General features: G+C 68.2%; 28 protein-coding genes and 1 pseudogene. 6 read left to right on the forward strand and 23 right to left on the reverse strand.

Annotation, left to right across the window (positions count from 1 at the left end; all coding sequences use genetic code 11):
* From ITJ40_RS16630 to ITJ40_RS17180, 11 genes and pseudogenes are all read right to left on the reverse strand, one after another.
* Nucleotides 1-451, reverse strand: a pseudogene (locus tag ITJ40_RS16630) (HNH endonuclease); the annotation flags it as partial.
* Nucleotides 448-783, reverse strand: a complete 336-nt coding sequence (locus tag ITJ40_RS16635) for a hypothetical protein (RefSeq protein ID WP_194668140.1) — start codon at nt 781-783, stop codon at nt 448-450. The gene ITJ40_RS16635 and the pseudogene ITJ40_RS16630, both read right to left, overlap by 4 nt.
* An 83-nt stretch (nt 784-866) precedes the next feature.
* Nucleotides 867-1,394: a hypothetical protein gene (locus tag ITJ40_RS16640; RefSeq protein WP_194668141.1), complete on the reverse strand. Its 528-nt coding sequence runs from the start codon at nt 1,392-1,394 to the stop codon at nt 867-869.
* Nucleotides 1,388-1,843 carry a hypothetical protein gene (locus ITJ40_RS16645; RefSeq protein WP_194668142.1) on the reverse strand — a complete coding sequence of 152 codons (456 nt, stop codon included), beginning with the start codon at nt 1,841-1,843 and terminating at the stop codon, nt 1,388-1,390. The genes ITJ40_RS16640 and ITJ40_RS16645 overlap by 7 nt, the downstream gene beginning before the upstream one ends.
* Nucleotides 1,840-2,943 (reverse strand): hypothetical protein, encoded by a 1,104-nt coding sequence (locus ITJ40_RS16650; protein WP_194668143.1) that lies wholly within the window; start codon nt 2,941-2,943, stop codon nt 1,840-1,842. The genes ITJ40_RS16645 and ITJ40_RS16650 overlap by 4 nt, the downstream gene beginning before the upstream one ends.
* Nucleotides 2,944-2,957: 14 nt before the next feature.
* Complete coding sequence (locus ITJ40_RS16655) at nt 2,958-4,529, reverse strand: ATP/GTP-binding protein (RefSeq protein WP_194668144.1); 1,572 nt, start codon at nt 4,527-4,529, stop codon at nt 2,958-2,960.
* Complete coding sequence (locus ITJ40_RS16660; RefSeq protein WP_228512787.1) at nt 4,526-6,205, reverse strand: hypothetical protein; 1,680 nt, start codon at nt 6,203-6,205, stop codon at nt 4,526-4,528. Before ITJ40_RS16660 ends, ITJ40_RS16655 begins: the two co-directional genes overlap by 4 nt.
* On the reverse strand, nt 6,205-7,617 hold the full coding sequence (locus tag ITJ40_RS16665; protein WP_194668146.1) for a hypothetical protein: 1,413 nt from the start codon (nt 7,615-7,617) through the stop codon (nt 6,205-6,207). Before ITJ40_RS16665 ends, ITJ40_RS16660 begins: the two co-directional genes overlap by 1 nt.
* Before the next feature lie 2 nt (nt 7,618-7,619).
* Nucleotides 7,620-8,333, reverse strand: a complete 714-nt coding sequence (locus ITJ40_RS16670; RefSeq protein ID WP_194668147.1) for a hypothetical protein — start codon at nt 8,331-8,333, stop codon at nt 7,620-7,622.
* Nucleotides 8,334-8,341: 8 nt separating this feature from the next.
* A complete protein-coding gene (locus ITJ40_RS16675) occupies nt 8,342-8,728 on the reverse strand; it encodes a hypothetical protein (RefSeq protein ID WP_194668148.1) in 387 nt (128 codons plus the stop codon).
* A 45-nt stretch (nt 8,729-8,773) separates the two neighbouring features.
* On the reverse strand, nt 8,774-9,496 hold the full coding sequence (locus ITJ40_RS17180; protein ID WP_228512790.1) for a hypothetical protein: 723 nt from the start codon (nt 9,494-9,496) through the stop codon (nt 8,774-8,776).
* Between the two features lie 754 nt (nt 9,497-10,250).
* Here ITJ40_RS17180 and ITJ40_RS16685 point away from each other — a divergent pair.
* Entirely contained in the window at nt 10,251-10,568 is a 318-nt protein-coding gene (locus tag ITJ40_RS16685) for an ArsR family transcriptional regulator (RefSeq protein WP_228512792.1), read from the forward strand.
* 68 nt (nt 10,569-10,636) lie between these two features.
* Here ITJ40_RS16685 and ITJ40_RS16690 read toward each other — a convergent pair whose 3' ends face one another.
* From ITJ40_RS16690 to ITJ40_RS16730, 9 genes are all read right to left on the reverse strand, one after another.
* Nucleotides 10,637-10,825, reverse strand: coding sequence for a PLD nuclease N-terminal domain-containing protein (locus ITJ40_RS16690; protein ID WP_370532082.1), 189 nt, complete (start codon nt 10,823-10,825; stop codon nt 10,637-10,639).
* 929 nt (nt 10,826-11,754) lie between these two features.
* On the reverse strand, nt 11,755-13,950 hold the full coding sequence (locus ITJ40_RS16695; protein ID WP_370532083.1) for a hypothetical protein: 2,196 nt from the start codon (nt 13,948-13,950) through the stop codon (nt 11,755-11,757).
* Between the two features lie 87 nt (nt 13,951-14,037).
* Nucleotides 14,038-14,304, reverse strand: coding sequence for a partitioning protein (locus tag ITJ40_RS16700; RefSeq protein ID WP_228512795.1), 267 nt, complete (start codon nt 14,302-14,304; stop codon nt 14,038-14,040).
* On the reverse strand, nt 14,304-14,978 hold the full coding sequence (locus ITJ40_RS16705; RefSeq protein ID WP_011931127.1) for a ParA family protein: 675 nt from the start codon (nt 14,976-14,978) through the stop codon (nt 14,304-14,306). Before ITJ40_RS16705 ends, ITJ40_RS16700 begins: the two co-directional genes overlap by 1 nt.
* Nucleotides 14,979-15,197: 219 nt before the next feature.
* On the reverse strand, nt 15,198-15,593 hold the full coding sequence (locus ITJ40_RS16710; RefSeq protein ID WP_228512797.1) for an antitoxin HicB: 396 nt from the start codon (nt 15,591-15,593) through the stop codon (nt 15,198-15,200).
* On the reverse strand, nt 15,593-15,802 hold the full coding sequence (locus tag ITJ40_RS16715) for a type II toxin-antitoxin system HicA family toxin (protein WP_194668153.1): 210 nt from the start codon (nt 15,800-15,802) through the stop codon (nt 15,593-15,595). Before ITJ40_RS16715 ends, ITJ40_RS16710 begins: the two co-directional genes overlap by 1 nt.
* Before the next feature lie 479 nt (nt 15,803-16,281).
* Nucleotides 16,282-17,025, reverse strand: a complete 744-nt coding sequence (locus tag ITJ40_RS16720) for a hypothetical protein (RefSeq protein ID WP_194668154.1) — start codon at nt 17,023-17,025, stop codon at nt 16,282-16,284.
* Between the two features lie 490 nt (nt 17,026-17,515).
* A complete protein-coding gene (locus tag ITJ40_RS16725; protein ID WP_194668155.1) occupies nt 17,516-19,042 on the reverse strand; it encodes a replication protein in 1,527 nt (508 codons plus the stop codon).
* A gap of 297 nt (nt 19,043-19,339) precedes the next feature.
* Nucleotides 19,340-19,576 (reverse strand): hypothetical protein, encoded by a 237-nt coding sequence (locus ITJ40_RS16730; protein ID WP_194668156.1) that lies wholly within the window; start codon nt 19,574-19,576, stop codon nt 19,340-19,342.
* 121 nt (nt 19,577-19,697) lie between these two features.
* Between ITJ40_RS16730 and ITJ40_RS16735 the strand changes: the two genes are divergently transcribed.
* On the forward strand, nt 19,698-19,970 hold the full coding sequence (locus ITJ40_RS16735) for a hypothetical protein (protein ID WP_194668157.1): 273 nt from the start codon (nt 19,698-19,700) through the stop codon (nt 19,968-19,970).
* A gap of 109 nt (nt 19,971-20,079) precedes the next feature.
* Entirely contained in the window at nt 20,080-20,592 is a 513-nt protein-coding gene (locus ITJ40_RS16740) for a hypothetical protein (protein WP_194668158.1), read from the forward strand.
* On the opposite strand, the gene ITJ40_RS16745 is transcribed toward ITJ40_RS16740, so the two are convergent.
* Complete coding sequence (locus ITJ40_RS16745; protein ID WP_194668159.1) at nt 20,567-21,160, reverse strand: recombinase family protein; 594 nt, start codon at nt 21,158-21,160, stop codon at nt 20,567-20,569. The genes ITJ40_RS16740 and ITJ40_RS16745 overlap by 26 nt on opposite strands.
* 203 nt (nt 21,161-21,363) lie before the next feature.
* Between ITJ40_RS16745 and ITJ40_RS16750 the strand changes: the two genes are divergently transcribed.
* From ITJ40_RS16750 to ITJ40_RS16760, 3 genes are all read left to right on the forward strand, one after another.
* Nucleotides 21,364-22,533 carry a DNA cytosine methyltransferase gene (locus ITJ40_RS16750; RefSeq protein ID WP_370532084.1) on the forward strand — a complete coding sequence of 390 codons (1,170 nt, stop codon included), beginning with the start codon at nt 21,364-21,366 and terminating at the stop codon, nt 22,531-22,533.
* A 55-nt stretch (nt 22,534-22,588) separates the two neighbouring features.
* Nucleotides 22,589-23,320, forward strand: coding sequence for a GIY-YIG nuclease family protein (locus ITJ40_RS16755; RefSeq protein ID WP_228512799.1), 732 nt, complete (start codon nt 22,589-22,591; stop codon nt 23,318-23,320).
* Between the two features lie 151 nt (nt 23,321-23,471).
* Complete coding sequence (locus ITJ40_RS16760; RefSeq protein ID WP_194668161.1) at nt 23,472-23,879, forward strand: hypothetical protein; 408 nt, start codon at nt 23,472-23,474, stop codon at nt 23,877-23,879.
* Here the strand turns inward: ITJ40_RS16760 and ITJ40_RS16765 are convergent.
* Both ITJ40_RS16765 and ITJ40_RS16770 read right to left on the reverse strand, forming a co-directional pair.
* Nucleotides 23,775-24,296, reverse strand: a complete 522-nt coding sequence (locus ITJ40_RS16765; RefSeq protein ID WP_370532085.1) for a hypothetical protein — start codon at nt 24,294-24,296, stop codon at nt 23,775-23,777. The genes ITJ40_RS16760 and ITJ40_RS16765 overlap by 105 nt on opposite strands.
* Before the next feature lie 16 nt (nt 24,297-24,312).
* Nucleotides 24,313-24,702, reverse strand: a 390-nt coding sequence (locus ITJ40_RS16770) for an HNH endonuclease family protein (RefSeq protein ID WP_194668162.1), incomplete at its 5' end; no start/stop codon positions are given.

Raw genomic sequence — 24,702 nt, forward strand, 5'->3', positions numbered from 1 at the left:
TGCTGCGGCCCGTGTAGACGTCGGCCAGGTGCCCCGTGGCCACGGTGCAGCCGGGATCCGCCTTCGTGTACGTGACCACCGTGAGGTCGCGGGCCAGGACGTCGTTCCGCTGGTCGCACCCGTTGTGGTCGGTGTCCGCCCAGGACGGCCCGTAGGCCGCCCGGTCGTAGGCCGGCGTCCGGGCGCGGGTGTCCGCCGGCAGCTTGTCGACGAGCGCCCGCACCGCGGCCGCGTCGACCACGCCACCCCGCACGAGGCCCGCCGAGGTCAGGACGTCGACCACGGGGCCGCTCGCGGCCGCCGCGAGGGTCCCGCTGGCCGCCGACGTGCCGGCGCGGGCCGCCGAGCCCGGGTGCACGAGGTCCACGCTGTAGTAGCCGGCGCCGATGACGCCGCACGCACTCAGGAACACTGCGGCGACGACGAACAGGCGTCGACTGCGGGGGTTCACGGGAGCGTGTGGAGCGTGCTCGGGGCGGCGCCCTCCGCGATCGGGCCATAGACCGGCTCGATCGAGCGGAATGCTGCGGTGGCGGACAGGGCGCCCGCATGCACGAGGATGCCGACGGCGACGGCGCTCACGACGAACAGGGCGGAGTCGAGCACTTTGGGGCCGGTGAAGTCGTAGCCGGAGGCAGTCGCGAAGGCCTCTCCGAGGGTGATCGCGAAGGAGACGGCTGCCGGCAGGATGAGGGCGGCCGCGATGAGTTCCACGAGCGCGCGCATCAGGTGCTTCAAGCGGACGCCCAACGTGTCGCGGAGGTGCATACCGCCGGGAATCATGGGTACTGACATGGTGATGGTCCTTTCGAATCTTGGTCGGAGGAGCAGGGAGTCATGGGCTCACGGGCAGGGTGGTGGATGCGTCAACGGGCTCGGCTGCCGATCGCGAGCAGGATGACGACGACGACGCCGACACCCGTCACGGTGAGGAAGGTCCCCTCGGGCATGTTCGCTTCGGCCGAGAGCCGCCGGAACATCTCGGACAGGCCAAACCAGGCCAGGAGCCCAGCCGCGCCGCCCGCGCCCCACTTCCCGCCGACGTCGCTGAGCACGAACGTGACCCCGAGGATCACGATGCCGCCGAGGAAGATCCACAGGACAGCCGCGTCGGAAGCGATGTGCGACACGATCGTGCCGAGCGTCGCCGTCCAGATGAGGGCGGGCACGAGGGACGCCATCCCCATGATCGCCCCGTCCCCGCTCATGCGGATGACGAGACGGAGCACGCCGACGTAGGCAGCCGCCCAGGCGGCGCACCACACCAGCGCGATCGTCCACGGGTACCACGTGGTCCAGTCGGAGAAGTACCGCTCCGCAGCGTCCCCCGCGGCGGCGGCCGCGTGCGGTAGAGCTCCGAGGATCGCGAGCAGGTGCAGGTTGAAGGTCAGCATGGGGCTCCCTCCGGTGTGATGTCGACGCTCATATGGCGAGCCGTGCGGAGAACATCACGGATCCGCGTGCACGCCGGGACGACTTGCTCAAGCTGTTCGGCCGAGGCCTCGAAGACCTCCCAGCGACACCCGTCCTCGTCGTTGACGAGGACGTCGCGGGCGTGCAGGTTCATGCCCTTCTGCACCTCCGCTTCGAACTCGGGGGAGCTGGTGGCCACGTCGAGGTCGCCCCGCGCCTCGAGAACGATCCGTGCGCCGAACGGCTCCGGCCACCACGGATCGACGCTCGATCCAGCGGCGGCGAGGTACGCCCGTTCTAAGGCCGCCGAGTACGCGGCCAGGACTTCGGCGGCACGCGCCGCCCGCGCCTCGTTCGCGGCTGCGTCACAGCCAGAGACGTCGAACGTCAAGGCCGCGGCGAGGTCTTCGGTGGAGCGCCATTCGCTCATGGGTTCTCCTTGCTGGTGAGCTTCATCGATTCGTCGCCCCACGGGTCGACTTGGACGTGCTGGTGGTTGCAGGTGTCGGCGAACTGCTTCATCGGCAGGTCGAGACTCGTGCCGGCGCTCGCGCGGCAGTCGGACTGCCCGACGCCGGATCCGTCGGGCATGACGGGCGCGAGGGCGCGGAGGAGCTTGATCGCGTTCGGGTCGGCGCCTGTGGTGGGCGTGCCGTCGAAGGCGTAGAAGTCGACGGCGTGGCCGCCACCGTTGACCACGTGCGCGGACGCATCACCGGCCCCCGGCCGCTGCCCGCTGCACAGGCGGTTGATGTCGGAGATCCCGATGGACCGGAACGTCTGCGTGGCGACGGTGATGACCTGGAGGACCCGGGTGTCGATGCCGCAGTTCGGCTTCGGCTGTCCGGCCGCGATGGCCTGCACCTCGGGGAAGTGGGAGGGCGACAGCCACGTGATCGCGCCCTGGTTCGTGAGGTCGACGAGGTGCTGCGCGAGCTGCTGCGCGTTGCCCGAGACGGTGGCGGCCGCGGCCGCCGTGCACGCCGTGTCCGAGCCCGCGAGGGCGCTCACGACGGCCTGTGCCGGCTCGAACCAGCGCGTGTAGTGGTCCGGGTCCTGGTTCCGCTGCACGGCGTGAGCGGCGGCCGTGGGCGTCATCGACGGCCAGTTGGGGACCTTCACCAGGCGCTCGAAGAAGAACGTGGCGGCCTGCGCGGGGTTCATGCGCTGCTCCAGCGTGCCCCACGTGTCGCGCTGCTGGAACAGGCCGCGGGAGTCCGGGCCGGCCGCGTCCCCGTACTCGATGTTCTGTAGGCCGGACTCGCCCATGGCGGTCATCACCCCGACGATCTGTCCCTGTGAGCTCACGCCGAGCGCGGCGCCCGCGTTGATGATGCTCGCGGCGTTGACGAGCTGGTCGCCGGAGTAGCCGGCGACGGGATCGTGCGCCTTCGCGGCGTCGATGCTGGCCGACCCGACCGTGCAGCCGGCTCCGCCTCCTGGGGCGGCGAACACGACGGAGACCATGCCGACGATCGCGGCGAACACGACGCAGACCCCCGCGGCGGTCACGGCCAGGAGCTTCTTCATCGCATGTCCGCCAGTCAGTGCCCGAGGGCGTCCGCGGAGTCGCCCATCATCGCCTGGTCGCTGTCGGTCAGCACCTTCTCCCACTCGGAGCGGAGGTGCTCGACCTCGGTCTCGGGCATGTCCGCGATCTTCGCGATGCAGTGCCCCGTCCCGAGCCCCATCAGGACCTTCGTGGTGTCCTGGTCGAGGTTGAACGTCCGCTGCGCCCACGCAGCATCCTGCTCGTGCTCCTGGCGGAAGATGTAGGCCGTCTGCGCCTCCTGGATGACGGTTACACCGGCGGAGTCCGGCGGGATATCCGTGCCCTTGTGCATGATGAAGATGTTCGACATGCCGAGCGATCGAGACAGCTTCTCGTTCGACTGGATGAGGCCGACGGACGGGCCGCCGATCATGTGCCAGCCCTCCTCGTAGATCACGTTCGTCGCCCAGCCGGCCTCGTCCTTGATCCGGCCCAGCATCCACATGTTCGCCGCGGCCATGACGATGGGGATCACGGCGCCGTCGGAGGGGAGCTGGGAGATGTCGAACGTCGTGAGCTTGTGCGTGAGGTCGACTTCCGAGCTCGTCTCTCCGTCGAACACACCGCCGTAGGTCTCGAGGAGGTCGTTCAGCACGTGGCTGATCGAAAGGCCGGCCTGGTGCAGCCGCTCGCGCGAGCGGAGGGAGTAGTCCCCACGGTGAGGGTCGACGGCGCCGAGCCGTGCCGACAGGTCAGCGAGCGTCGGTGTCCGCGTGTCCTCGTGGTCGGCGAGCAGCGAGCGGAGCGCGAGTCGGAGCGCCTGGTCCTCCCAGCCGGCCTCCTCCACCGAGGCGACCGTCCCGCTGCTGCGGTGCCGTTGGAGCTGGATCGCCGTGTCCAGCATGAGCTTCTGCCCTTGGATCCCATCTACGCGCACGATCGCGGGGTCCATGAGGTTGATGATCCGTCCCTCGCCCGGCGCGCCGTTGGCGAGGAATCGGAACGGCTCGTTCCCCAGCTGGCGCGTGGTCTCGGCATGCTCACACTCGCCGCCCCGGTCCTTCTTGGAGAACACGACCGCGCGCCGCTTGCGGAGCATCAACGGCTTCATGATGAGGTTGCACGTCGTCCACGAGGACTTCCCCGATCCCGTCTGCCCCAGGACGATGACGTTCGGGGACGTGAGACCGCGCGGCGTGCGGCGGTAGGCCGTGATCGGGTCGTGGGCGAAGGCGGTGCGCGTCAACGTGTCGCGGCCGTTCACGATGCCGTCGAACCCGGTCGGTGCCCCGAAGTGCGCGGTGGCCACGATCTCCGCCTGCCGAGTCGTGGTCGCTGCCCCCTGGTGGGCGGGTGCGTACCAGCCCCGCCGAGCTCGGGACGCGGACTGCCATCCATCCGGTCGGAGCTGGCTCCCGGGCACGTCCCACGGCGCGAGCTCGCCGGCCGCGGCCGCGTGCTCGGATACCTCCTCGACGTCGCTCACGAACGCCTCGGGAGGCAGGAACCGATTCACGATCGGCACGCGCGTGAGCCGCGTCGCGCGACGCTGCGGCGCGATCACCTCCTGCTGCGTGTCGATGGTCGTCGCCGCCCGCTGCGCCTTGGCCTGTCGTCCGCTCATGTCAGTGCTTCCTTCTGCCGGCGGCCGGCGATACTGGCCTCGATGCGAGACCCGATCGGCACCTGCGGGGGCTTCTGCCCCCGGGCGATCGGAAAGGTGCAGCCGGACGCGGCCGCCGCGTACGAGTCCTGCCAGTCCAGACGCGCGATCCCGATATCGGTCGCGCACACGTCCTCCAGTCGGCTCGACGCCCGCTTGAGCTCGGCGAGCGAACGGGTCGAGATGGTCACGAATCCGACCCACTCGGCCCCGTGATGACCGGTACCCGGCGCGACGTCGGCCGCGCGCGCCTCCGCGCCCGTCATCTCCAACCTCAACGTCCCGTCCTCCAGGCCGGTCTTGCTCTCGCGCGCGATCCGCTCCGCGGCCGCGAGCACCCGGGTCTGCTGCGCGTCGGCCCGCGCCTGGACAGCCGGCACGAACCGTAGGTGGAACGACACGGACCGGATCATCTGGAGGTCGGCGCCGTGCATGAGGCTGAGCGTCCAGAACGGATCCCGCTCCTGGTCCTGCATGTTCTCGGCGAGAATCGCGGCCGTGCGGTGGAACCACTGCGTCCGCCGGCCGGTGTCCGGCTCGACATCCTCGACGACGTGCGCGGAGAACTCATCGTGCGACGGCAGACCGGGCGAGGCGAGCGGGTCGATCCGCTTCGCGGCTTCGATCCCCAAGCTCGGGTTCTGCTGGTGCCGCATGAGCGCCACCACCTCACGAGCCTCGAGAACTCGCACGCTCCCGAGGCGAGCGTCTGACAGCCCTGCCGCGGCGCGCGGGATCTCCTCGGCCATGAGCTTGCGCCACCCGTCGCGGCCTTCGCCGTACGCGGCCGCCCGCTCGCGGAACGCACCCGACACAGGCCACTTACAGATGATGAAGTGGCGCTGCGTCATCGCGCCCTCGGTGCACAGATGCAGCACCTCCTCGTACGACGCCTTCATGCGCTCGAACGCCTCCACGAACCGCGACGTCCAGGCCCCATCGTTCTGATCGAGCTCCAACTGCGCCCACCGCGACTGTCGCGCGGCCGCGGGCGGCAGCACCCGCGTCAGGGTCTGCACACCCCGTAACAGCGATGCCTCAGAAGCGCGGTTCTTCTGGAATCGACCCCACGCCTCCGCGGCCTCGTTGGCCCGTGCCGTGGACTCGATACCCCGCATCTGCCCCGTCACGCTGAACGCGACGGACAGGTACTCCTCCTCGCCGCGCGGAGAGTGCCACGCGACGGCGGGCGCTCCTCGCGCGGACACGAGCCATCCCATGCCGTCGGCGCCGTCCGGTGCCCACCGCATGCGGCGGAGCGCCCGACGGGCCTCCGCCTGCTCGTCCTTCTCGCCGGAACGCACCGCGGCGGTCAGCTGGTCCCACATCGCGATGTCGTACGGCACGAACGCATCCGTCCCCGTCGCCCGACGGGCCTGCATCCGCGCGGAGCGGCGGCGGCGATCCAGCAGCGAGCCGTGCTGACCGCCGATCGTCGCCAGGAGCGCGATCATCGCGGCGAGGACCCCGCCGATGATGACCCAGATGCTGTGCGTGACAGCGACCGCGGCCGCCGTCCCCACTCCGATGAGGATCAGGAGCGCCAGTCGTGTCTTCGAGACCGTGCCCGTCAGCCGCCCGCGGCGGCGCGTGTTCTCCCCACCGATGTGCCGGGTGAGTAGCTCGTCGGTCGTCATCACCGCTCCTCGTCGTGGTCGTCGATGTGCTTGCTCACGTGATCGGCAGCCGTGGTGGCCGTGCGCTTGGCGGCGTCCTGAACGGCCTTGGCCGCCTTCGCACCCGCGACAACGGCACCCGCCGCTCCACCGGTTCCAGCCGTGGCCACGGCAGCGGCGCCCTTCTTCGCGGCCGAGGTCGCGGCCGCCCTTTTCGCCGCGTCACCCGCCTGCGATGCCTTCGACGCCGGGGAGGCGGCGGAGGCCGCGTGCACGCCCTTCTTCGGCGCTCCCACGCTCTGCGCCGGGGAGGCCCCGATCTCAGGACCCGAGCGGGGCTCGCGCTGCCGCTCCTGCATCCGCCGGCGCACGTCGTCCATGGTCCGGTTGTTGTTGCCCGGTGACGGCATCCGGGCGTTCGACGCCGGCAAGCCGCCCTGCGGCAGGATCGGCGCGAACTTGTAGAGCATGAACGGGACGAACGCGACCATGAGCGTCGCGAGCGTAGCCGCCGCCAGGTTCACCGTGGCTTGAATCGCCTCGACGCCGAACCAATTCGAGCTGATTGTCGACACCACGAACATGGAAACGATCATGAACAGGAATATCAGCAGCGGGTGACCGATGAGCGTAGCGAACCACACGCCGACAATCTTCATCGCGAACGTGCGGCGGTTCTTGTCGATGAGCCACATGAGCCCAAGAGGGAGCAGCGCACCCATGAAATACAGCATGAGATACTGAACGATCTGCATGAGCAGCACCATGAAGAGGCCCACCACCTGCGCCAGCATGAGGCACAGCGCGACAACAACGTTTCCGGCTATTGATGACGGAACGGCGGCGGTCGTGACCCCCTTGATTACTTCGGCCATCGTCTGCCCGGCGAGCTTCGCCGTGCCCCACTCGATAATGCTGCTCTCCAGTGCGGCGGTGACCTGAACGAGGAGGACACCGATCGACGGCCCAAAGGTTGCCCCGCCGAGGAATATAAGAAAGTTCTTTCCCACGGCGTCGAACATGTCGCTTACGCCCTGTCGGCCGACCGCAGTCCGGTATATCTGAACCATGAGTAAGATCATCGCGAATGTAATGGATATCGCCAAAGATGCCTTGTAGACGCCGATGAACCAGTCGGCGGTGAGGTCCGGCAGGGTCGTCTTGGCCGCAGCCGAGAGCACCGTGTCGGCCAGGCTCGATGCCGACTCCTGCGCCTTCTGGTAGAAGTACCCCAGCGGATCCGAACCCACGGAGACGACCGTGTGCGCAGTGTCCGCCGCGCCCTTCACTCCGCTGACCACTCCGCCGACTGCCTGCGATGCGGCATCGCCCACGGCGTCCGCGCCGCACATGAATGGATTGTCCCTGCACTGCTGTGCAAGATTGGAGAGGTCAGCACCCTCGGCCGCTGCGGCGGATATAATGATCGACATATTTAGCAGCCTCCCGTGAACCGCACGCCACCCGAAGTAATGAGCGTTTGATCCAGCAGCGCACCCGCAATAACACGCCAGGCACCATCGCTCCACGTCATCTGGAGTCCGATTCCTGCAACCTTCGTCGGACTCAGGGCGCCGTCAATTACATATCCTGTGGCGATGTGCACGACGACATTGTCGGAGGTGGAGTCCGGCGAGACCGCCCACAGCCCGTTCGTTGTGGACAGGTGAAATTGCGAGCCTCGCGGAACAACGCCGCCTGTGATATCGAGCACGCTCGCGTAGCTGCCGGCAAGATCCTTGAACGACGCCGCCGCCGAGCTGCTGATTACCGAATCGCTTACGGATGCGAGTTCGCCGGGTTGCGGAAATGGCGTCTGCCAAATAAACCGATAAAACGCTGCCGCGACTTCGACGGCTCCGTAGGCCGTGTGCGGAGCCTGCTTCTGGGCGGTGAGCACCATTGCGGCATTTCGATCCAGACCGCCGAGGCACCCCGTGGGGGCCACTCCGGGGTCGTCGTCACCGGCACCGGACGCGGGTGCGCTCGCGTCGGGTGCAGGCGTGACGCTCGACGTGGACGCCGGGGCGGGCGTGTTGCTCGGCGCGGCCTGGCCGTAGACCAGGACGCCGCCGATGACGAGCGCCGCCGTGCCTCCGATGATCCACGGCCAGCGCGAGAGCCCGGTCGTTTCGCTACGCATGCGCATGGCGGGTCCTAGAGGCTGACGAAGAAGAGGACGGCGCCGACGATCACGCCCAGCGCCGCGAGCACGCCGAACGCCGTGCCGGAGACGATGGTGCCGCCCTTGGCGTCCTGGTACTTCTGCGGGTTGCCGCTCGCTCCACCGCTCATGGCCATGCGACCGAGACCGAGCATCGTTGCGAGAACGGAGGCGATGAGGCAGAGGCCCCAGATGCCGGCGATGATCTTCTGCCAGAGCTGGTTGAACCTGGTTCCGAAGATGGTGAAGTCCGGGACGATGTTGTCCAGCGGGTTCGGGATCCCGCCCTCGGCGAGGGTCGTGATGTGGTCCATCGGATTCGGCATGGTGCCGACGGCGACGGCGGTGAAGTGGTCGGCGATGAGGTGCAGCGTGGACATGGGTTCTCCCCTGGTCGTGATGGTCTGTGTGGTGGGGCGCGCCGGTCAGGCGCGGCGGGTGACGACGCTGTTCAGCGTCTCGATCACCGCGGCGGCCGCGAACGTGAAGGCGTCGCGGGTGGGCGGCTGGAGGCGGTTCAGCGTGAGCTCGCCGCGGTCGGCGATGTGCTGGTCGTAGGGGATCGTGAACAGGCGGCGCACGCCGGCCTGCGCGAGCGATGCGTCGACCCGCTCGACGATCTCGGGGTGCTCGGTGCGGCCGTCTGCGAGCCGAACGGCGATCGCGCTGGCCGCGAGCTCGCGAGCGTGCGAGTCGCCCTCGCGTAGGCCCTCGACGAGCCGTAGAGCGTGCTCGGCGCTGTCAGCGGCGCCCATGACCGGGATCACCAGGACGTCGGCGGCCTCCACCGCCGCGAGGAATGCGGCGGAGGTCGCGTCGTTGCCGGTGTCCAACACGCGGATCTTGTAGAACTCGCCCGTCTTGGCCATGACGGCGCGTACGTCGTCTCGAGTGAGGGTCGCCCGGCGTCCGGTCGATCCGATCACGGACGCGAACGAGGTCTGCGGCTTCGTGTACCCATCGAGCGCACCGGCGCTGGTGATGGTGTCGACCTTCTGCACGAGCTCGCCGATGCCGAGCGCCGGGGTCCCCTCGGCTCGGTAGGCGAGCATGCCGGGAGCGTCAGCGAGCTCGGGGATCACGACGAACCCACCGCGGACGGCCGCGAGCGTGCCTCCGAGCAGCAGCGACACGGTGGTCTTCCCCATGCCGCCACCGGGGTTCGCGACCAGGACCGACACGGGCCGCGTCCACGTGGACTGGCGAATCAGGGTCTCGGCGGCGAACCGGTTACGGTCCAGCGCAAGGGCTTCACGCTCTGCCTCGTTCGGGGCGATCGGCAGTCCGAGCTTCGCGAGCACACCGCGCACGCCGGTCGAGGCGCGCGCAGCCGGCGCGGCCACCGCCACGCCCTCGCCGCGTAGCGCGCTACGCGCGACGGCGACCGCCTGCGGCTCCACGACCGGCCCCGACCGGAGAGGTGTGGTCGGGGCCGGCGCGGACGGCTCCGAGAGCTGCATGAGCGGGGATGGGCCCGCTTCCTGTGCAGCGGAGCCCGCCGCCTCAGCCGGCGCAGTGTGCTGCTCCGCGGGCTGAGGGGATGACGGCGCCTCGGCGGACCGCCGACGCAGAGCCGGCACCCCCTCTGATGGCGCCAAGTCCTCGTCGATGAACTCGTTCACCTGATCTGCGGTCCCGAAGACCTTCGGTGTGCCGCTTCCGAATCCAGACATGTTGCACCCTCCCCGTGATCGTGCTGCACATTTAGGCGCTCCCCATGCGAGCGCCACGGGATCAGGTGTACAGCACTCCACCGACATCGGCAATCCCAGGTCAAAGCGGCATATTTACCCAGCTGAGGAATGTCTTGCTCGCATTTTCGACGCACCCACGGAACCTGTTACAGATTGGCGTCCGCGATCAGTCCGGTAGCGTGGTCCGGAACACGGAACAATCCGTGGCATGCCGGACGATCTGATGCGCCAGAGGGACGCCCCCGACAACGTGAGCGGGATGCAGGTCGCTCTCCAGGCCCAGTCGCGCGTGCTCGTGCTGCGGCACCTGCTGCGCGGGCCGGCGACGTTCGATGAGCTGCTGAGGGAGCTCGACATGTCGGTGGCGGGGTGCCGACAGGCGATCTACGTCCTCACGGAGGCTGGCTACGTCACGGACGACGCCGATCCCTCCTACCGCCGGAAGCCCTCGGAGACGAAGTACTGGGCTGTGCGAGAGAGAGCATCCGCCGACCTGCTGGACTTGGTCAAGTACCTACTCACATGAGGGCACAAAGAAACGCCTCCGCAACGACGTTAGCGGAGGCGTTTCTTTGTGCATATCGCATGTACCAATCAGGTCGACCGCTGTGCCTGCTTTCGCCCGAAGGCAAACCAGGCGATGGGACCGACAATCGGGATAACTATCGCGATCACCGCCCACAACGCGACGTCGATCGGCCGCATGCGGTGGTTGACGCGTACTAGAGACACGAGAGCCGCGACCACCACGACCAACGCAAGTACCGCGATGATGACGTTCACTCCGGACATGATAGTAAAGCTTATCGGCGATCCGGTCATTGCGCACGCTCCCCTGGCATCAAGTTCGAACCAGTGTAACTGGTCTAGTTAGTATGTGCATCTCTGTCTCTGACAATGAGATGGAGATACGTCGTCCCAGCTCCGCCTATGCCGATAAAGCTGTAGTTCGTGTAAAGACCCACGTCAGCTGGAAGGTCGCCGTCCTGATGAGCTCGCGTGACGGTGAACGTAGGGCTGGAACAGTTCAATCCAGGACTGCAGTTTACACTCGGGTTGGCATAAGACAGGATTCGGCCGGTGTTCGTCCCGAGGACGTACGTAGCGTTAAAGCCGAGCTGTACGCCTGTGAACCAGCCGCTCACGGTGCAATTGTCGCGCCTGAAGCCCTGCACGCGGCAATGGTCGATCGCGTCGGTGCTGAACTGGCCAGTGGCGGGCGGGGTGTTGACAGGCAGGCTGACTATGTTGATAGACCCATCCGGGTAACGCTGTACCTGCGTCTGCGTGTTGCCAACCGCGGATATGTCTGTGGCGACCGGCTCTCCACCCTTCATGGCGTCGAGCGGCACTCCACGCTCAAGGGTGGAGACAAGGGCTTTCTGAGTGTCGGAGGAAACTCCATTGGCACTCCAGGTGGCCCGGAGGGAAGATACGAGTTCGGGAGAGAGTCCCGTCGTTGTTACTGCCGCGTTCGCGGAGGTGGGAACCATAAACGAAAGCGCTATTGCGGCAATCGCGGCAGTGATTCCGGCTCGTCTATCCAAAGCAAACACTTGCTTCCCTTCGTAAACGCTTCACGTAGGGCAAACCATGTCTTCTGCCGAAGATGCTAGCAAGTCCTTCCAAATGCGGACTTGACGAGATACGCAATCACCGGAAACACGCGCGTGCGCGTTTAGCGCATCAAGTCCTAGGCTCGTCGTAGTTATCTACAGACGATATCGCTGCCGGGCTTGCCTCACGACACGTTCACAAGCCGCGATCCACTCGCTGGGGAGCGAGTGCCGAGCGGCACCCCACTGGGTCTCCTGCTCGGGTCGCCAGGAGGACCACCACTCCCCCACCGGTACGGCCGGCGCTGTGGCCGTCGTCGTGAACTCCACGCGCGCCGGGTCCGCCTCGTCGTCGGCGATGAACTCGGCCGTGGAGGGCCAGGCCGTCGCCATCCAGCGACCCTCGCCCTGCTCCTGGAGCTGAACTTCCAGCCCGATCCATGCAGCCGCTGCCGCTGCGGCCGGCTGCTCGCCCTCGTCGGGGTCCTCGTCGACGTCGGCGGCGGGCACGTAGACGTCGGGTCGGCTGGTCAGCACTTCCGGTGGGATCGCGCGGAAGGGCGTGTGGCGGCCGCCCTGGATGAGGTAGAACGCGCCGTCCCATGTCTCGCGGACGTCCTGCGGGGCGATCGCGTAGGTGTCCTGGGCGCGGCCGGTGTTGAGCTCGGTGCCCTCGCTCGCGTCCCCGGACGCCTCCATGCGCTTGACGGTGCCGGCGAGCGACACGGCCGCCTCGGGTGACTTGGATCGGCCGATGACGACCGCGATCCCGGAGCTGCTGAGTCTGTCGCGGAAGGTCAGGTCACCGGAGATGCCGGGGAGGGACTGCGCGGCGAGGACGAGGCCCACACCCTGCGAGCGTCCCGTCTCAGCCAGCGACGCGGCGAGGTCTCCCGGGTCGGTGGTGGTCGAGACGAGCTGTGCGAACTCGTCGACCACGCACAGCATGCGTCGCGGCTCGGTGAGCGCGCCGAGCCACTGCCGGAGGTCGGCGAGCATCACGTCGCCGAGGATCCGCTCGGCCGCGAGGGACGGTCGGATCGGCACGAGCCGCACATCGGCGCCGAGGTCGTCGAACGTCCACCCGTCCTCGCCCAGGAACGGGGCGAGGTTGCGCATGCGGCCGCGGATCTTCGCCGCCGCACGCATGGCCTTCGTGGTCCCGCTCTTGTCGATCGGGGCGCTGAAGTCGGCGAGCATCTGCGAGCTCAACCACCGGGGGAGCTCGATCAGGCGCGTCTCGAGATCCTGCATGGAGCGAAGCGGAGCCTTGACCTGGAGGAGGTCGAGCAAGTCGCGCGCCTCGTCGCTGTAGAACTGCCCCTCCCCCGCGCTCTCCCCCACGACGCGCATGATCTTCTCGGTGATCTGCGCCGCGGACCCCGTGAACAGGTTCCAGCGGCCGCCGATCTGCACCGTGCGCCTCATCCTGCGGAGCATGCCCGCCAGCCGCTCGGCGTCGGCGTGGATGCCCTTCCCGTCGATCAGGACCACCGGCGCCTTCATCATCACGGCGCACAGCACCCACACCCACAGCAGCACGGTCTTCCCCGCGCCGGCCTCGCCGAGCAGCAGCACGCGCCACGCGCTGGAGTCCTCGGGCCACTTCAAGAAGCGGCCGCCCTTGGCCGTCCAGTCCCGCACCTCTGCCTTGTCGGCAAGACGCTCGCGCCAGGTGCGCACCGTCGGCCGCTGCACGAGTCCGAAGACCCATTCCCCGTTCCGGTCGTATGGCGCTCGGATCGGCCGGCGGAGCTCCGCCCATGCTCGGCCGGGGCGCGAGCTCGCCACGCGCTGCGACACCGGCAGCCCGAGCACCCACCGGGCGGCCCGCCCGATCTGCTTCGTGCCGACGATCTTGCCGTTCCGCGGATCCATCTGGAGCCGTAGCTGCCCGGCCGCCGACCAGTCGGCCGCGCGCTTGCGGGCCTTCTCGACGTCCTCCTGCATCTTCACATCCGGCAGGCGGCGCTCCAGCGTGCGGAGGGCGACTCGTCGGCGCCGAGCGGCGAAGACGAGCGGGCCCAGTCCGGCGCCCGCGAGCAGCCCGAGGCCGCCCGCGATCATGGCGTGACCTCCGAGGATCTGCGCCATCTGCGCGGGGCCCTCATCCGGTCGGCCGGTGTCCGGCAAGGGCGCGACGTCGCGGGCGGCGAGGGACCACATCACAGCTGTGAAGATCGCTCCCCCGACGATGGCCCACGGCCACCACGTGGGGGTGAGCCAGTAGCGCGTCTTCGTGATGACCCGGCTACTCGCGAACCCTGCGACGAGGATCGGCACGACGGACGAGCCCACCACGAGCACGACGGCCAGCATGGCCACGGTGATGAACCCCGAGTACGACGACACGGACACACAATCCCCCAAACTCACATAGTTACATTTGATGGACCGCAAGAGGGTCCCGTGTTGCTACATGGCCGGCGTGGGCCGCGTTCAGGATCGGATGGACTGCTCGACGTAGGCAGTCAGATGATCCTTGATCGTGGTCCCGTGCGCCGCCGTCCATGCCTTGTAGGCGCGGCGGAGCTCGGGCGTGACGTCGAAGGTGATGCGGGCCGACGTGCCCTGGGCTTCCGCGTCGGGCACGGCAGCAGGTGCAGGCACCTCGGGCGCGGTGGTCTCGGCCTCCTGCGCGAGGCCGGGGTCCGGTACGGCGTCCACGGCCTTGTTGAAGACGCGATCCATGTTCGCTCGTGCCATCACTTGTTCCTTCCGTTGGCCCAGATGCTCGTGAGTTCGAGCGCGAGGGAGGAGAAATCGCTGATCGCGTGGACGGTCTGCCGGCTCTCCGGGTACGTGGTCACGACACCGCCCGTCGCGGGGGCGTCCGAGTGGACGACGTACTGCCGAATGACGGTGCGGAGCCTCGGGATCCCCATGTCATCGAGCCGCGCGATCGTCTCGTCCCGGCGCTTCTGCTGCGCTTCCTCGCGCCCCACGCGCGACAGCAGGACGCGGTACTCGAGACCGCGGGGCTCGATGACGGACTTGATGGTCCGCATGAGGGGTGTAACGCTCAACGGCTGCGGCTCCATGGGGACGATCACGAAGTCTGCGGAGTCCAGCACGAGGCCGGTGCGCTGGATTTCGCTGGGGGCGAGGCTGCCGGGGGTGTCGACGATGATCGTGTCGTAGTCCGATGCCGCGCGGAGCTGGGACAGGACCTCGGGTCGCGCGTCGTCGGTGAAGTCGAACGGCCAGGCCGTCGCGCCTTCGGCCTCCGATGCCTCGGCCCAGTCCGTGGCCGAGTGCTGCACGTGGTCGGCGTCGACCACGAGGACTCGCGAGTGCTCGGCCGTGACGGCTGCGAGGTTGACGGCGATGGTGGTCTTCCCCACCCCGCCCTTCTGCTGCACGACAGCGACGATGCGCATGGCTTCCCTTCCATGTAGGAACCATGGTTCCTGAGAACCAGGCATCCCGTGTTTGTAGGTACCAATCTACCCGACAACCCGACTATCTGGGTATGTAGGTACCTACATCTGTGGATACCCGCATTACCGGGTACTTACACTCCTACATACCCGGCTATACGCAGCTGCACAAATGTAACTTTGCGGCCCTCGCAGGCCCGAGGACCCGTGCGCCTGGTCCTAGGCGGGGGTCTTCTCGTCCTGGAGCTGATAGACGCGCTGCTTGCTGAGGCCGAGCATGGCGCTGACGTCGGCCACGCTCACGTCGGCGCCGCGGAGCTGCTTCACGACGGTGCGGCGCATCGCTGCGGCGTGTGCCTGGGCGTTGCGCCCGGCCTCTTCCTCGCGTGCTGCTTCGGTCCAGACGTCCCAGAGGTTCGCGACAGGGGGAGTGACGGTCACGTTGAGTTCGAAGGGCGCGGGCGGCTCGGCGTTCCACGCCTCGATGATGCCCTCGGCCTCCTCGGGGACCTCCGCGAGCGATCGGGCCTGTCCGACGGTGTCGAGCTCGGGGATGCGGAACAGCCACCACCGGCCCTCGCGCCAGACGTCGACGTCGTACGTGTGTACGGTCATCACTTCCACTCCTTCGGTACTTCAACGTCAAGGTTCTGTAGCTGGGTCAGGATGCCCGCCTGGACCTCCTTGTGCCCGAACGGCACGGACAGCTTCACCGACTCGTCCGGAGTTCCCCAGATCTGGTGACTGCCCTTCGCCGGCCGGATGAACACCCACCCGATCGACTCCAGGAACTTGCGCACATCCCTCGACTTCTGCGGCTTCATGATTCTATTCTATCCCGGGCTTGTCCTTCAAGACAACCCCGGGCTAGACCTTTGTGGAGAACTTCGGTCGAGTGTCGGAGCGGCGATGCGGTGGCCGGCTCGGGTGTCGGGCTGCCGCGGCTCCGTTCCGCTGCGCTGCACTGCGCCTTGCCCTGATGGGGGAGCGAGTCACGTCGATCACGGGGTCTGGGGTCGTGCGTCTGCGGGACAGGGGACTGTTGCCGAGGCGGCCGGCTCGGTGGTCTGGTCCCACAGCTGGGATTGTGGGCGGTGACATTGGGGGGTGAATGACGGCGGAAGGGCTGGGGATCCATCGGCGCTCTGGACCGGTGCTCTCGGAGACGGACGGCCGATCCCGGGTGCTGGCTGCGCACTTCTCACCAGGTCGTCGCTGCCCGCCGCGAAGCGGCTCCCCGAGCTCTCGTCGACGGATGCCTCACGGAGGCTGGGCCATCCGTCGAAGGGGGAGCGCGGCGGGATCACCGTGGGTCGGGGTCGAATAGGTCCGGCTGTCGCGCATAGCTGCGATCTATAGGCGCCGGCAGCGCGGGCGCCACCCATTCGCCCCCGAGCTCGACGGGCTGCTGATCCCCGAACCAATGCCCTCGGTCATCGAATACCGGCACAACGCGCAAACGGCTGCGCACGCTCGCGGGCACAGCCAAACCGGATAGCGCCTGCTGGATCCCGCGGCCGCCAGCGACGTTGGTGAAGTACGTCACGTGCGTGATCTCGCCCTTTTGCAGCCGGACGTCGAACGCGCGGAAAATGGCCCCGTATCGCTGCTGCCGCTTCGCGGTCAGCTCGACCTCCACGGCGTCGAGGGTGCTTCCCTGCCGAGCAATCCCGTCCGCCTGGTGCTCGTATTTGTGCTTCGCCGGACGATCCCGGAACCACTCGTATCCGGCGGCCAGATACCGGGCGGCGACGATCGAGACCGACACCTCGTGTCGAGTCGTCTGAGAAAGCAGATGCGGCTGCCGAGCACTCGCCCACGTCGCGGTGGGCCAGACCACCGCGCCGCCGATTTGGAAGAGCTGTTCCCGCTTCACGAGCTCGAGCGATTCCATGCGGGCGCACCAGTGCTGTGCCTTGCGGACCGTGACCGGCTGGGCGCTGCCGGCGGCCGCCGGCAGCGCCCAGCGGAGGGCCTCCATGTTCGCGATGCGCACGGTCGCGAACCAGTCGAACAGCGCGACGTCGCGGCGCGTGAGGCGCACCATCAGGTGCGCCTCTTGACTCGGCGGCTCGCGGCTGGCCGTGCCAGCCGCGAGCCCGTGGCGCGTCCGTGAGGACGCGCCACGGGGGACCTGTGGGACGCCACGAGGAGCGAGCGAGGCGACCGCGCGAAGCACCGTAGACGTACCGCCCGTGATCGAGGCGACCGCCTCGTGCTCCCAACGTTCGTGGCACCCCAGATCGTCACCACACGTCCTCGTCCGCCTGACCCACGCAAGGGACACTGCATGACGCAACCACCCTCCCAACTTGGTCTTTCTTTGTTTGTTGAAATCACTTCTCTCTGTCTCTCTCTTCTTGCTTGCCCTCTCTGCCACTGGCCCCCTTTACTTCCGAACCTCCCCCAGACAGATGCTTTTGCTGTCTGGGGGAGGTTCGGAAGCGGCGTAGCCGGGGGGCCAGTGGCAGAGAGGGCAAGCAAGCCGTAACCCGTCGTCAAACCCGTCGCACCGTGCGACCAGTTTGACGCCGGGGTCAGCGACCGCGGCGTGCATTCTCCACACCCGCGATGTACTCGTGCACGGTCACGTCGTCGGCGAGCTCGGCGCCGTCGGCGCCGGTCCGCCACACGGCATCGGCCGGCAGCTCGGCCGGGGGAGCGAACGCGATGCGGCCGGCGCCGGCCGCATCCGTCAGCACAACGTCACCCGCTGCGCGAACAGCGGCCGCGTCGAGCTCCCAGCCGCGAGCGGTGAGCATCCGCACGAGGCGGAGCACTCGACCGTGGAGCTCCTGGACACCGGTGGGGAACTCCGCCGGGTGACGGCGTTCGCCGAGCAGCGCCGCCGTGACGAGCTCGTCGATCCCGGCCACCGCGGCGACGTCCGGCGAGCGTCGTGTCGGCTCGTGGGGGAGTGCGACGGGCACGGCCGGCGCCGTCCGGCGCCGCGACGCCGCCACCCGGATCTCGCGCTCCTGCTCGAGGAAGGCCCGATGTTCGGGGGAGTCCTCGACGCCGCGACGAGCGGCCTCCCGAGCCTCCTCCGCCTGGCGCTGATGAGCGCGCTCGGCGGCGGCGTCCTGCTCCCGGTCGTATCGCTCCATGCGTGTCTCCTCGCTCGGATCAATCGCCATCTGAATACCCCACGCGAGATATCCGATCGGGTCGCGCTGCACAGGTGCATCCAGGAACGGAACTCCCAGATCCCGGAACTTCGCTTCGATCCGAGACGTGATATCACGGTCATCGACCAGGAGCACCCGACGGCCGTCACGCTCGACCCACCGTGCATAGCGCGACGTGTCGAGGTGGCGGTCGAGCATGTCGCAGACATGCCCCTGGTGAATGCCCCGCCCGAGCCACGGCATGCGCTGTTGAAGCTGCGCCGCGAGACGAATCGTTGCCAGCGCCCGAGGCGCTCGATCCTTTGGGACGTCGCGTGTTGGATTCGTCGATGCCGGCCGCGGAGCGGCCATCCGGCGTGCGGCAGCGCGCTGCGGCGGAGCCTGCGGAGGGCGCGTTTTCGACGGACGACGGCCCTTGGTAACCAAGTTAAGAACTGGACTGGAGTGTGTGTCTTGTTCAAAGACAGATAGGTCGCCAGTTGATGGCTCAGACACGAGCCTGCGAGGCATCGTTAGCGCCCGGACGGACGCCGCCGCGATCTGGTACCCGCCGTGCCAGAGGAACGCCTTCTCGGTCTCCGCGATCGTGAGCTCGCGGCCCTCGACGATCGTCACGGAGAACCCGCGAGCGATGAGCAGCGCCCGGGCGCGGTTCACTACGCGCGGGCTCACGTTCTCGCGGATGAGCTTGGACGCGCGACGAGCCACGGTCTTGTTGCTCGTGGTGACGTTGCGGCCGGTCTTGAAGTCGGCCGCCCGGCGCTCGACGACGGCCACGGCCAGATACTTCCGGACGCTGACGTCGATCTGCCGGCGGGCGGCGTGGCCCTCGACCGAGAGCACATCCGCACGGACGGCGGCCATCCACGCGGCGGGCGACGTCCACGCCGGCACCTTGGCGTACGCACCGGCCGGCACCGGCAGCGCCCACGACATCGGCGCGTCCTCCGGAACGGGCGCGCTCGACGGCTCCAACCCGGGCAGCGTCGGCTCGCTCGAGGCGTTTGCCAACCTGCGGAAATACGCACGTGTCTTGCGTGTCGGAGGTGTTGCGAGGTCCGCGGACGTGGTTATGATGGGCCTGCTTCCATAGATGTGCAGATGGACGTGCAGAAGCCCCGGCCCTGGTAAGCCGGTTCTTCGGATTGATCCGCCTCAGACCCACGGTCGCCAAACAGTGGAGGTCTCGGGCGTAGTGCTTCGGCCCCTCGCGAAAGCGGGGGGCCATGCTCGTTAAGTGGGGTCGATCGGCAGCTCCTCGCGGTCGTCGTCCTCGGGCCACCAGACGGGCCGGCCAGTCGCCGGATCCGTCTCGATGTGCTTGGCCAGCAGGTCGAGCAGGTGGCTCGAAGAGGCGGCGCCAACGGCGTTGGCCATCGCCTTGAACTTGTCGCGCGACGATGCCTCGATGCGGTACCCCGGCAGCACCGGCTCCTTCACCGAGTCGCGGTCGCGCTTACCTGTGGCCATGCCCGTCATCAAAGCATGTGCACATAGTTAAGAGCGCGAACTGCGCACCGCGTGTCGCTGCTGGCACGGCCCCTCGACTTGGGGGCTGTCCTGACGATGGGCCAGCACTAGCGTCTGACTCATGACCGCCGTCCTCATCGCCTACGACCTTCGCGCGCCCGGGCAGAAGTACAACGCTCTCATAGAGAAGATCAAGTCCTACGACAACTGGGCGCATCCCCTCGACTCCACTTGGATCGTCACGGGGGCGTATCTGACAGCCGAAGGCGTGTACGGGGACCTGCGGCCGATCCTCGACGACAACGACCACTTCTTCTGTGTCGAAATCGACGGCAAGGGGCGCCAGGGGTGGCTGACGCAAGAGCTCTGGGACTGGATCAGGAAGCAGGTCTAGCTCGCTTCGGCCAGACGCCCGCCTCGGCACCTGACGCCGTGACCGACTGCCCCCCCCCCCCCCGATGTGGAGGGCGCGCGCGTCGTCGCACCGAGCTACCGTCAGGCTCATGCCCGACGCCGTGAAGTCCAACCGCTCGATCATCTACAACATGCTGTTCTTCGCTGGTAAGGACCATGCCTTCATGGAGGAGTCACGCGACCCTCGTGAGGAGACGTTCGGCCACCTTGTGACGCTCCTAGACCAGGCGCTTCTCGGCGACGTAGCTCTCTACGCGACGCACTCCTTTGCAGACCCCTTCGTCGATATCAACGCCCCGCTCACCGGCAGGGTCGTGGTTCTGACCCGCACGCTGATCGCGTCCGTAGACGTCCGGAGCGGCTTACGGATGTCGGTTGACCTGGTGCCGCTGCGGACGATCACCTCAGTCACAGTGGTGTTGGGTGGCGAATCGACGTTCGTTGGGCACCCCTCCTGGGGCGGGTTCGGAGTGCAAGCCAAGGTCTCTGGCGGGTCCACGTCGACGGTGCTCTCGCTGCCCGCCGTCAGGTCTAGCGGAAGGAACGCCACCGAATTCGCGGGCTTCTACCCGAAGCTCATCGAGGCGCTGCGGACTCCATAGCCCCCAGCCGGCGGTACAGCGTCGACGTCGACATGCCCAGGTCTCGAGCCACCTGCGCGGCCGGCTTGTCGGCCGCGATGAGCTGAGCGGCGTTCGCGATCTGACTGTCCGTGAACTTTTGCCGACGGCCGCCGAGGTCGCCGCCGGCCGCACGACGCTTGGCCACGGAGTCGACGATGCGCTCCTTCTTCGTCTCGTGCTCCGCCTGCGCGAGTGCGGCCATGACCGTGAAGACCATCGCGCCCATGGTCGTGGACGTGTCGACGTCGCCGCCGCCGAGGTTCAGCACCCGGAGGCCGACGTCGGCCGCGTGGAGCTCGGCCGCGAGCACGAGCATGTTGGACGTCGACCGACCGAGGCGATCGAGCGTCGTGACCACGAGCGTGTCGCCCGCGTGCAGCGCGGCGCGTGCGGCATCGAACTGCGGCCGCGACGCACGGGCACCGGACACCCCGTGGTCCACGTACAGGTCATCCCGCCGCACGCCGGCCGCGAGCAGGTCGACGACTTGCCGGTCCGTGCTCTGCTGCCGGGTCGAGACCCGTGCGTACCCGATGAGCTTCCCCACGACGTCCTACCTGTCCCACAACCGACGATGAACACGCCCAGCTAAGCACCCCCTTGCGGGCCATAGTTGCGAGACGCGCGCGGCCGCGGTACTCCGCGGCGAGCTCCGACCGCTAGCGGGACGTCCCACAACCCAAGGGATGCGGGACGACCTGAGGAGCTCGAACCTGAGGCGAGCCCGCCGTAGCGGATTAGAGTTCAGGGGTGACTACCGTCGTCGACATCTCGTCCGCCCGCCCGAAGGTCCTCGAGTTCTTCGCGGGGATCGGTCTGGCGCGCATGGGGCTCGAGAGCGCGGGTTTCCGCGTCGCGTGGGCGAACGACTACGAGCCCGACAAGTGGGACCTGTACCGCGGTCACTTCAACGACCCCGAGGACGGCGGGCACAGCTTCGCCCTCGGCGACGTCGGGGAAGTCGATGCGGACCAGCTGCCCAGAGACGCGAAGCTCGCCTGGGGCTCGTCCCCCTGCACCGACCTCTCACTCGCCGGCTCTCGCGGGGGCCTTCGCGCCGGCGAGTCGAACGCCTTCTGGCAGTACATCCGCCTGCTCGACGAGCTCGGCGACGACCGTCCCGAGGTCGCCGTCCTGGAGAACGTGGTCGGGCTGGCCACATCCCACGGCGGCGATGACCTCGCCGCCGCCATCCGCGCGTTCAACGATCTGGGGTACTCCGTCGACGTCCTCGCACTCGACGCTCGACGCTTCATCCCGCAGTCTCGGCCGCGGCTGTTCCTCGTGGGGGCGAAGAACCCGCCCGAGGATGCGGTCGAGCTCAACAGTGAGCTCCGGCCGGACTGGTTGCAGGCCGTCTACGGCGACCCGACGCTCCGAACGCACCGCGCAGCGCTGCCGGCGCCGCCCGCACCGCTGCTCTCCGGGCTCGGTGAGTACGTCGAGACGATGCCTTCCACAGATGAGCGCTGGTGGGACGCCGACCGGACTGAGTCGTTCGTGGCATCCCTGTCACCGGTGCAGCGCGATCGGATCGCAGACATGCGCCGCGGACCGGGCGTGAAGTACCGAACGGCATACCGCCGCACTCGCAACGGCGTTGCCGTCTGGGAGGTCCGGCCCGACGACATCTCCGGCTGCCTACGCACCGCACGAGGTGGCTCCTCGAAGCAGGCCGTGGTGAAGCTGGGCAACAAGCGTCTCCAGGTGCGATGGATGACCCCGCTGGAGTACGCACGCCTCATGGGTGCCGGCGACTACAACCTCTCCGGCGCACGGACCAACCAGGCCTTGTTTGCGTTCGGCGACGCCGTCGCTGTACCCGCCGTCTCCTGGCTTGCCGAGAACTACCTGATGCCGCTCGTCCGAGGCGAGCTCGCCGCGCGCGACCTCGCGCCGGCGAAGCTGAACCATGGGTAGTCGCGGGATCGCGTCCTACAACGACGCGGACGGCACGGTGCCAACGAAGCGATCGATGCCGACGAAGTTCGTGCAGCGGTTCCGACAGCTGCTCTCCGAGGCCCTGGCCAACGTCGATGAGGCCAGCGGCAAGAAGCTCAACAACTGCGTCGGCGTCTACGCGTTCTACGACTACGACGGTGAACCGATCTACGTCGGGCAGACGTGGGAGGACTTCGGCACCCGCGTCGGCCGGCACCTCCGTGGCCAACGCACCGACACCCTCGCCTACCGCATCCTCGACCCGTTCGAGGTGGCGGAAGTGGAGCTCTACCCTGCCGAGGACGCCCGAGCGCTGCCGAAGGCGGAGAAGACCGCGGCGATCGACGCGCTCGAGTACTCGGTGTACCTCACGGCGATCGAGCGGTCGAAGTACCGCGCGATTCTGAACGAGAAGATCCCGCCCGTGTCTCCCCGCATAGAGCTACCGCAGGCATATCGGTTCCCGCTCGTCCCCGACGACATGCGCGAGGACCGCGAGCACCCGGACGTTCGCATCGCGCGCCGTGCGGAGACTCTCGCCCGGGTCGCCGCGGTCGCACACGAACGCGGCGAGGTTTCATCCGGGCTACGCCGTGTCATCGTCATCCAGGCCGTCCGACTTGCCGACCTCGCCGCTGCCCGACTGGCATACGCGGAGGGCCGATCCCGACCCGCGCCGACCGCGATCGACGTGCAGGGGCTCGTGGGCAGCGTCATGGCGGAATTCGGAGATGACGAGTCTCAGACTGAAGCCTCCGACGCATAGCGGCGGGCCCGGCCCCCTCATGGGTCGGGCTTCCCTCCTCGGGCTCCTCCGCTCTGCCGACGCCGCGAGGATGTCGGTCCAAACTCGTACGCTTGCCGACGAGCGCGGCCGGGCGCTTCCACTCGATCGAATCGACGGAGGAGCGCACCCGGTGAGCAAGGTCAAGAGCAAGCTCGACGGCATCGACAGCCTCGTGCGCGACGTCGGCGCCCACCCGTGGGCGCACCTCGAGGCCGGCTATTGGCGGATCCAGGTCGAGGACAGGCCCGTGCTCGGGTACGTGATCCGGCACCGGGCGGAGCTCGGAGACCCGTTCACCTTCGAGCTCTACGCCGACGCCCGCAACGACCAGGGCCAGCGCATCTGGATCCGCCGCGAGCACTCGTTAAACACGGCCGTGGCATGGATGGTGCAGCACAGCGCCGAGCTCATCGCCTTCGCGGCGCGAGCGCGCTCAGCCAGCCGGGGGCCGGCGGAGACGACGGCCGCGGAACATGCCTCCGCCGACGTCGACCAGGCCCGGGAGCTCGGCCATGTAGAGCGCGGCCAGCTCGGGTGACGCGGCCGTCGCGTGGATCGTCACGCGCCGGGCGTCCGCGACGGGCAGCAGCTCGGGCAGGAGGCGGGCGCGCAGCGCGCGGCCGCGGCCCGTTCCCGGTGCCGCCGCGATGTGGTCACCGATGTGCCATCCGGTGCGGGTCCCGAACAGCGCGAGCACGACGTCGCGCTCGGGGCTGAGGTAGTACCTCGTCCACGGGCACGTGACGAGGGCGACCTGGAGCACGACGATGAGCGGGCTGAGCACCCACCACGCGACTGCGAGGTAGAGCGCCACGACGCGCGCAACGCCTCGGGAGTGTTGGAACCCGTGCCAGAAGCCACGGCGTATCCACCACGCGATCCGCAGAGCGTCCACGACGCCCGCGCGCGGCAGCCCCTCGATCGCCGGGGGCACGGTCGAGGACGTCCCCCTCACCGGATCCTCCGGCGGGTCACGAGCAGGAGCCGAGCGTGCGGTCGATCGCGGCCCGGTCGGCGTCGTCGATCGTGAGCGCGTACGTGCTCAGCACGTACGCGAACCGGGTGACGTACATGCAGTCATAGCCGGCGGCCGGCGGCAGCCACGTCGCCGGCCCCTGGTCCGACTTCGCCTCGTTCGTCGGCCCATCGACGGCCTGGAGGTTGTTGACGTCGGTCGCGAGCTGCTCACGGTGGTCGCCCGTCCAGGCGGCGGCGCCGTGCTGCCACGCCCAGCCGAGAGGCACGAGGTGGTCGATCTGCACGGCCGCGCTCGTCGTCTTCCCACGGGTGAAGTCGATGCTGCGGCCCGTGTAGACGTCGGCCAGGTGCCCCGTGGCCACGGTGCAGCCGGGATCCGCCTT

This window comes from Clavibacter sp. VKM Ac-2872 (genome assembly GCF_015351105.1).
Lineage (GTDB): Bacteria > Actinomycetota > Actinomycetes > Actinomycetales > Microbacteriaceae > Clavibacter.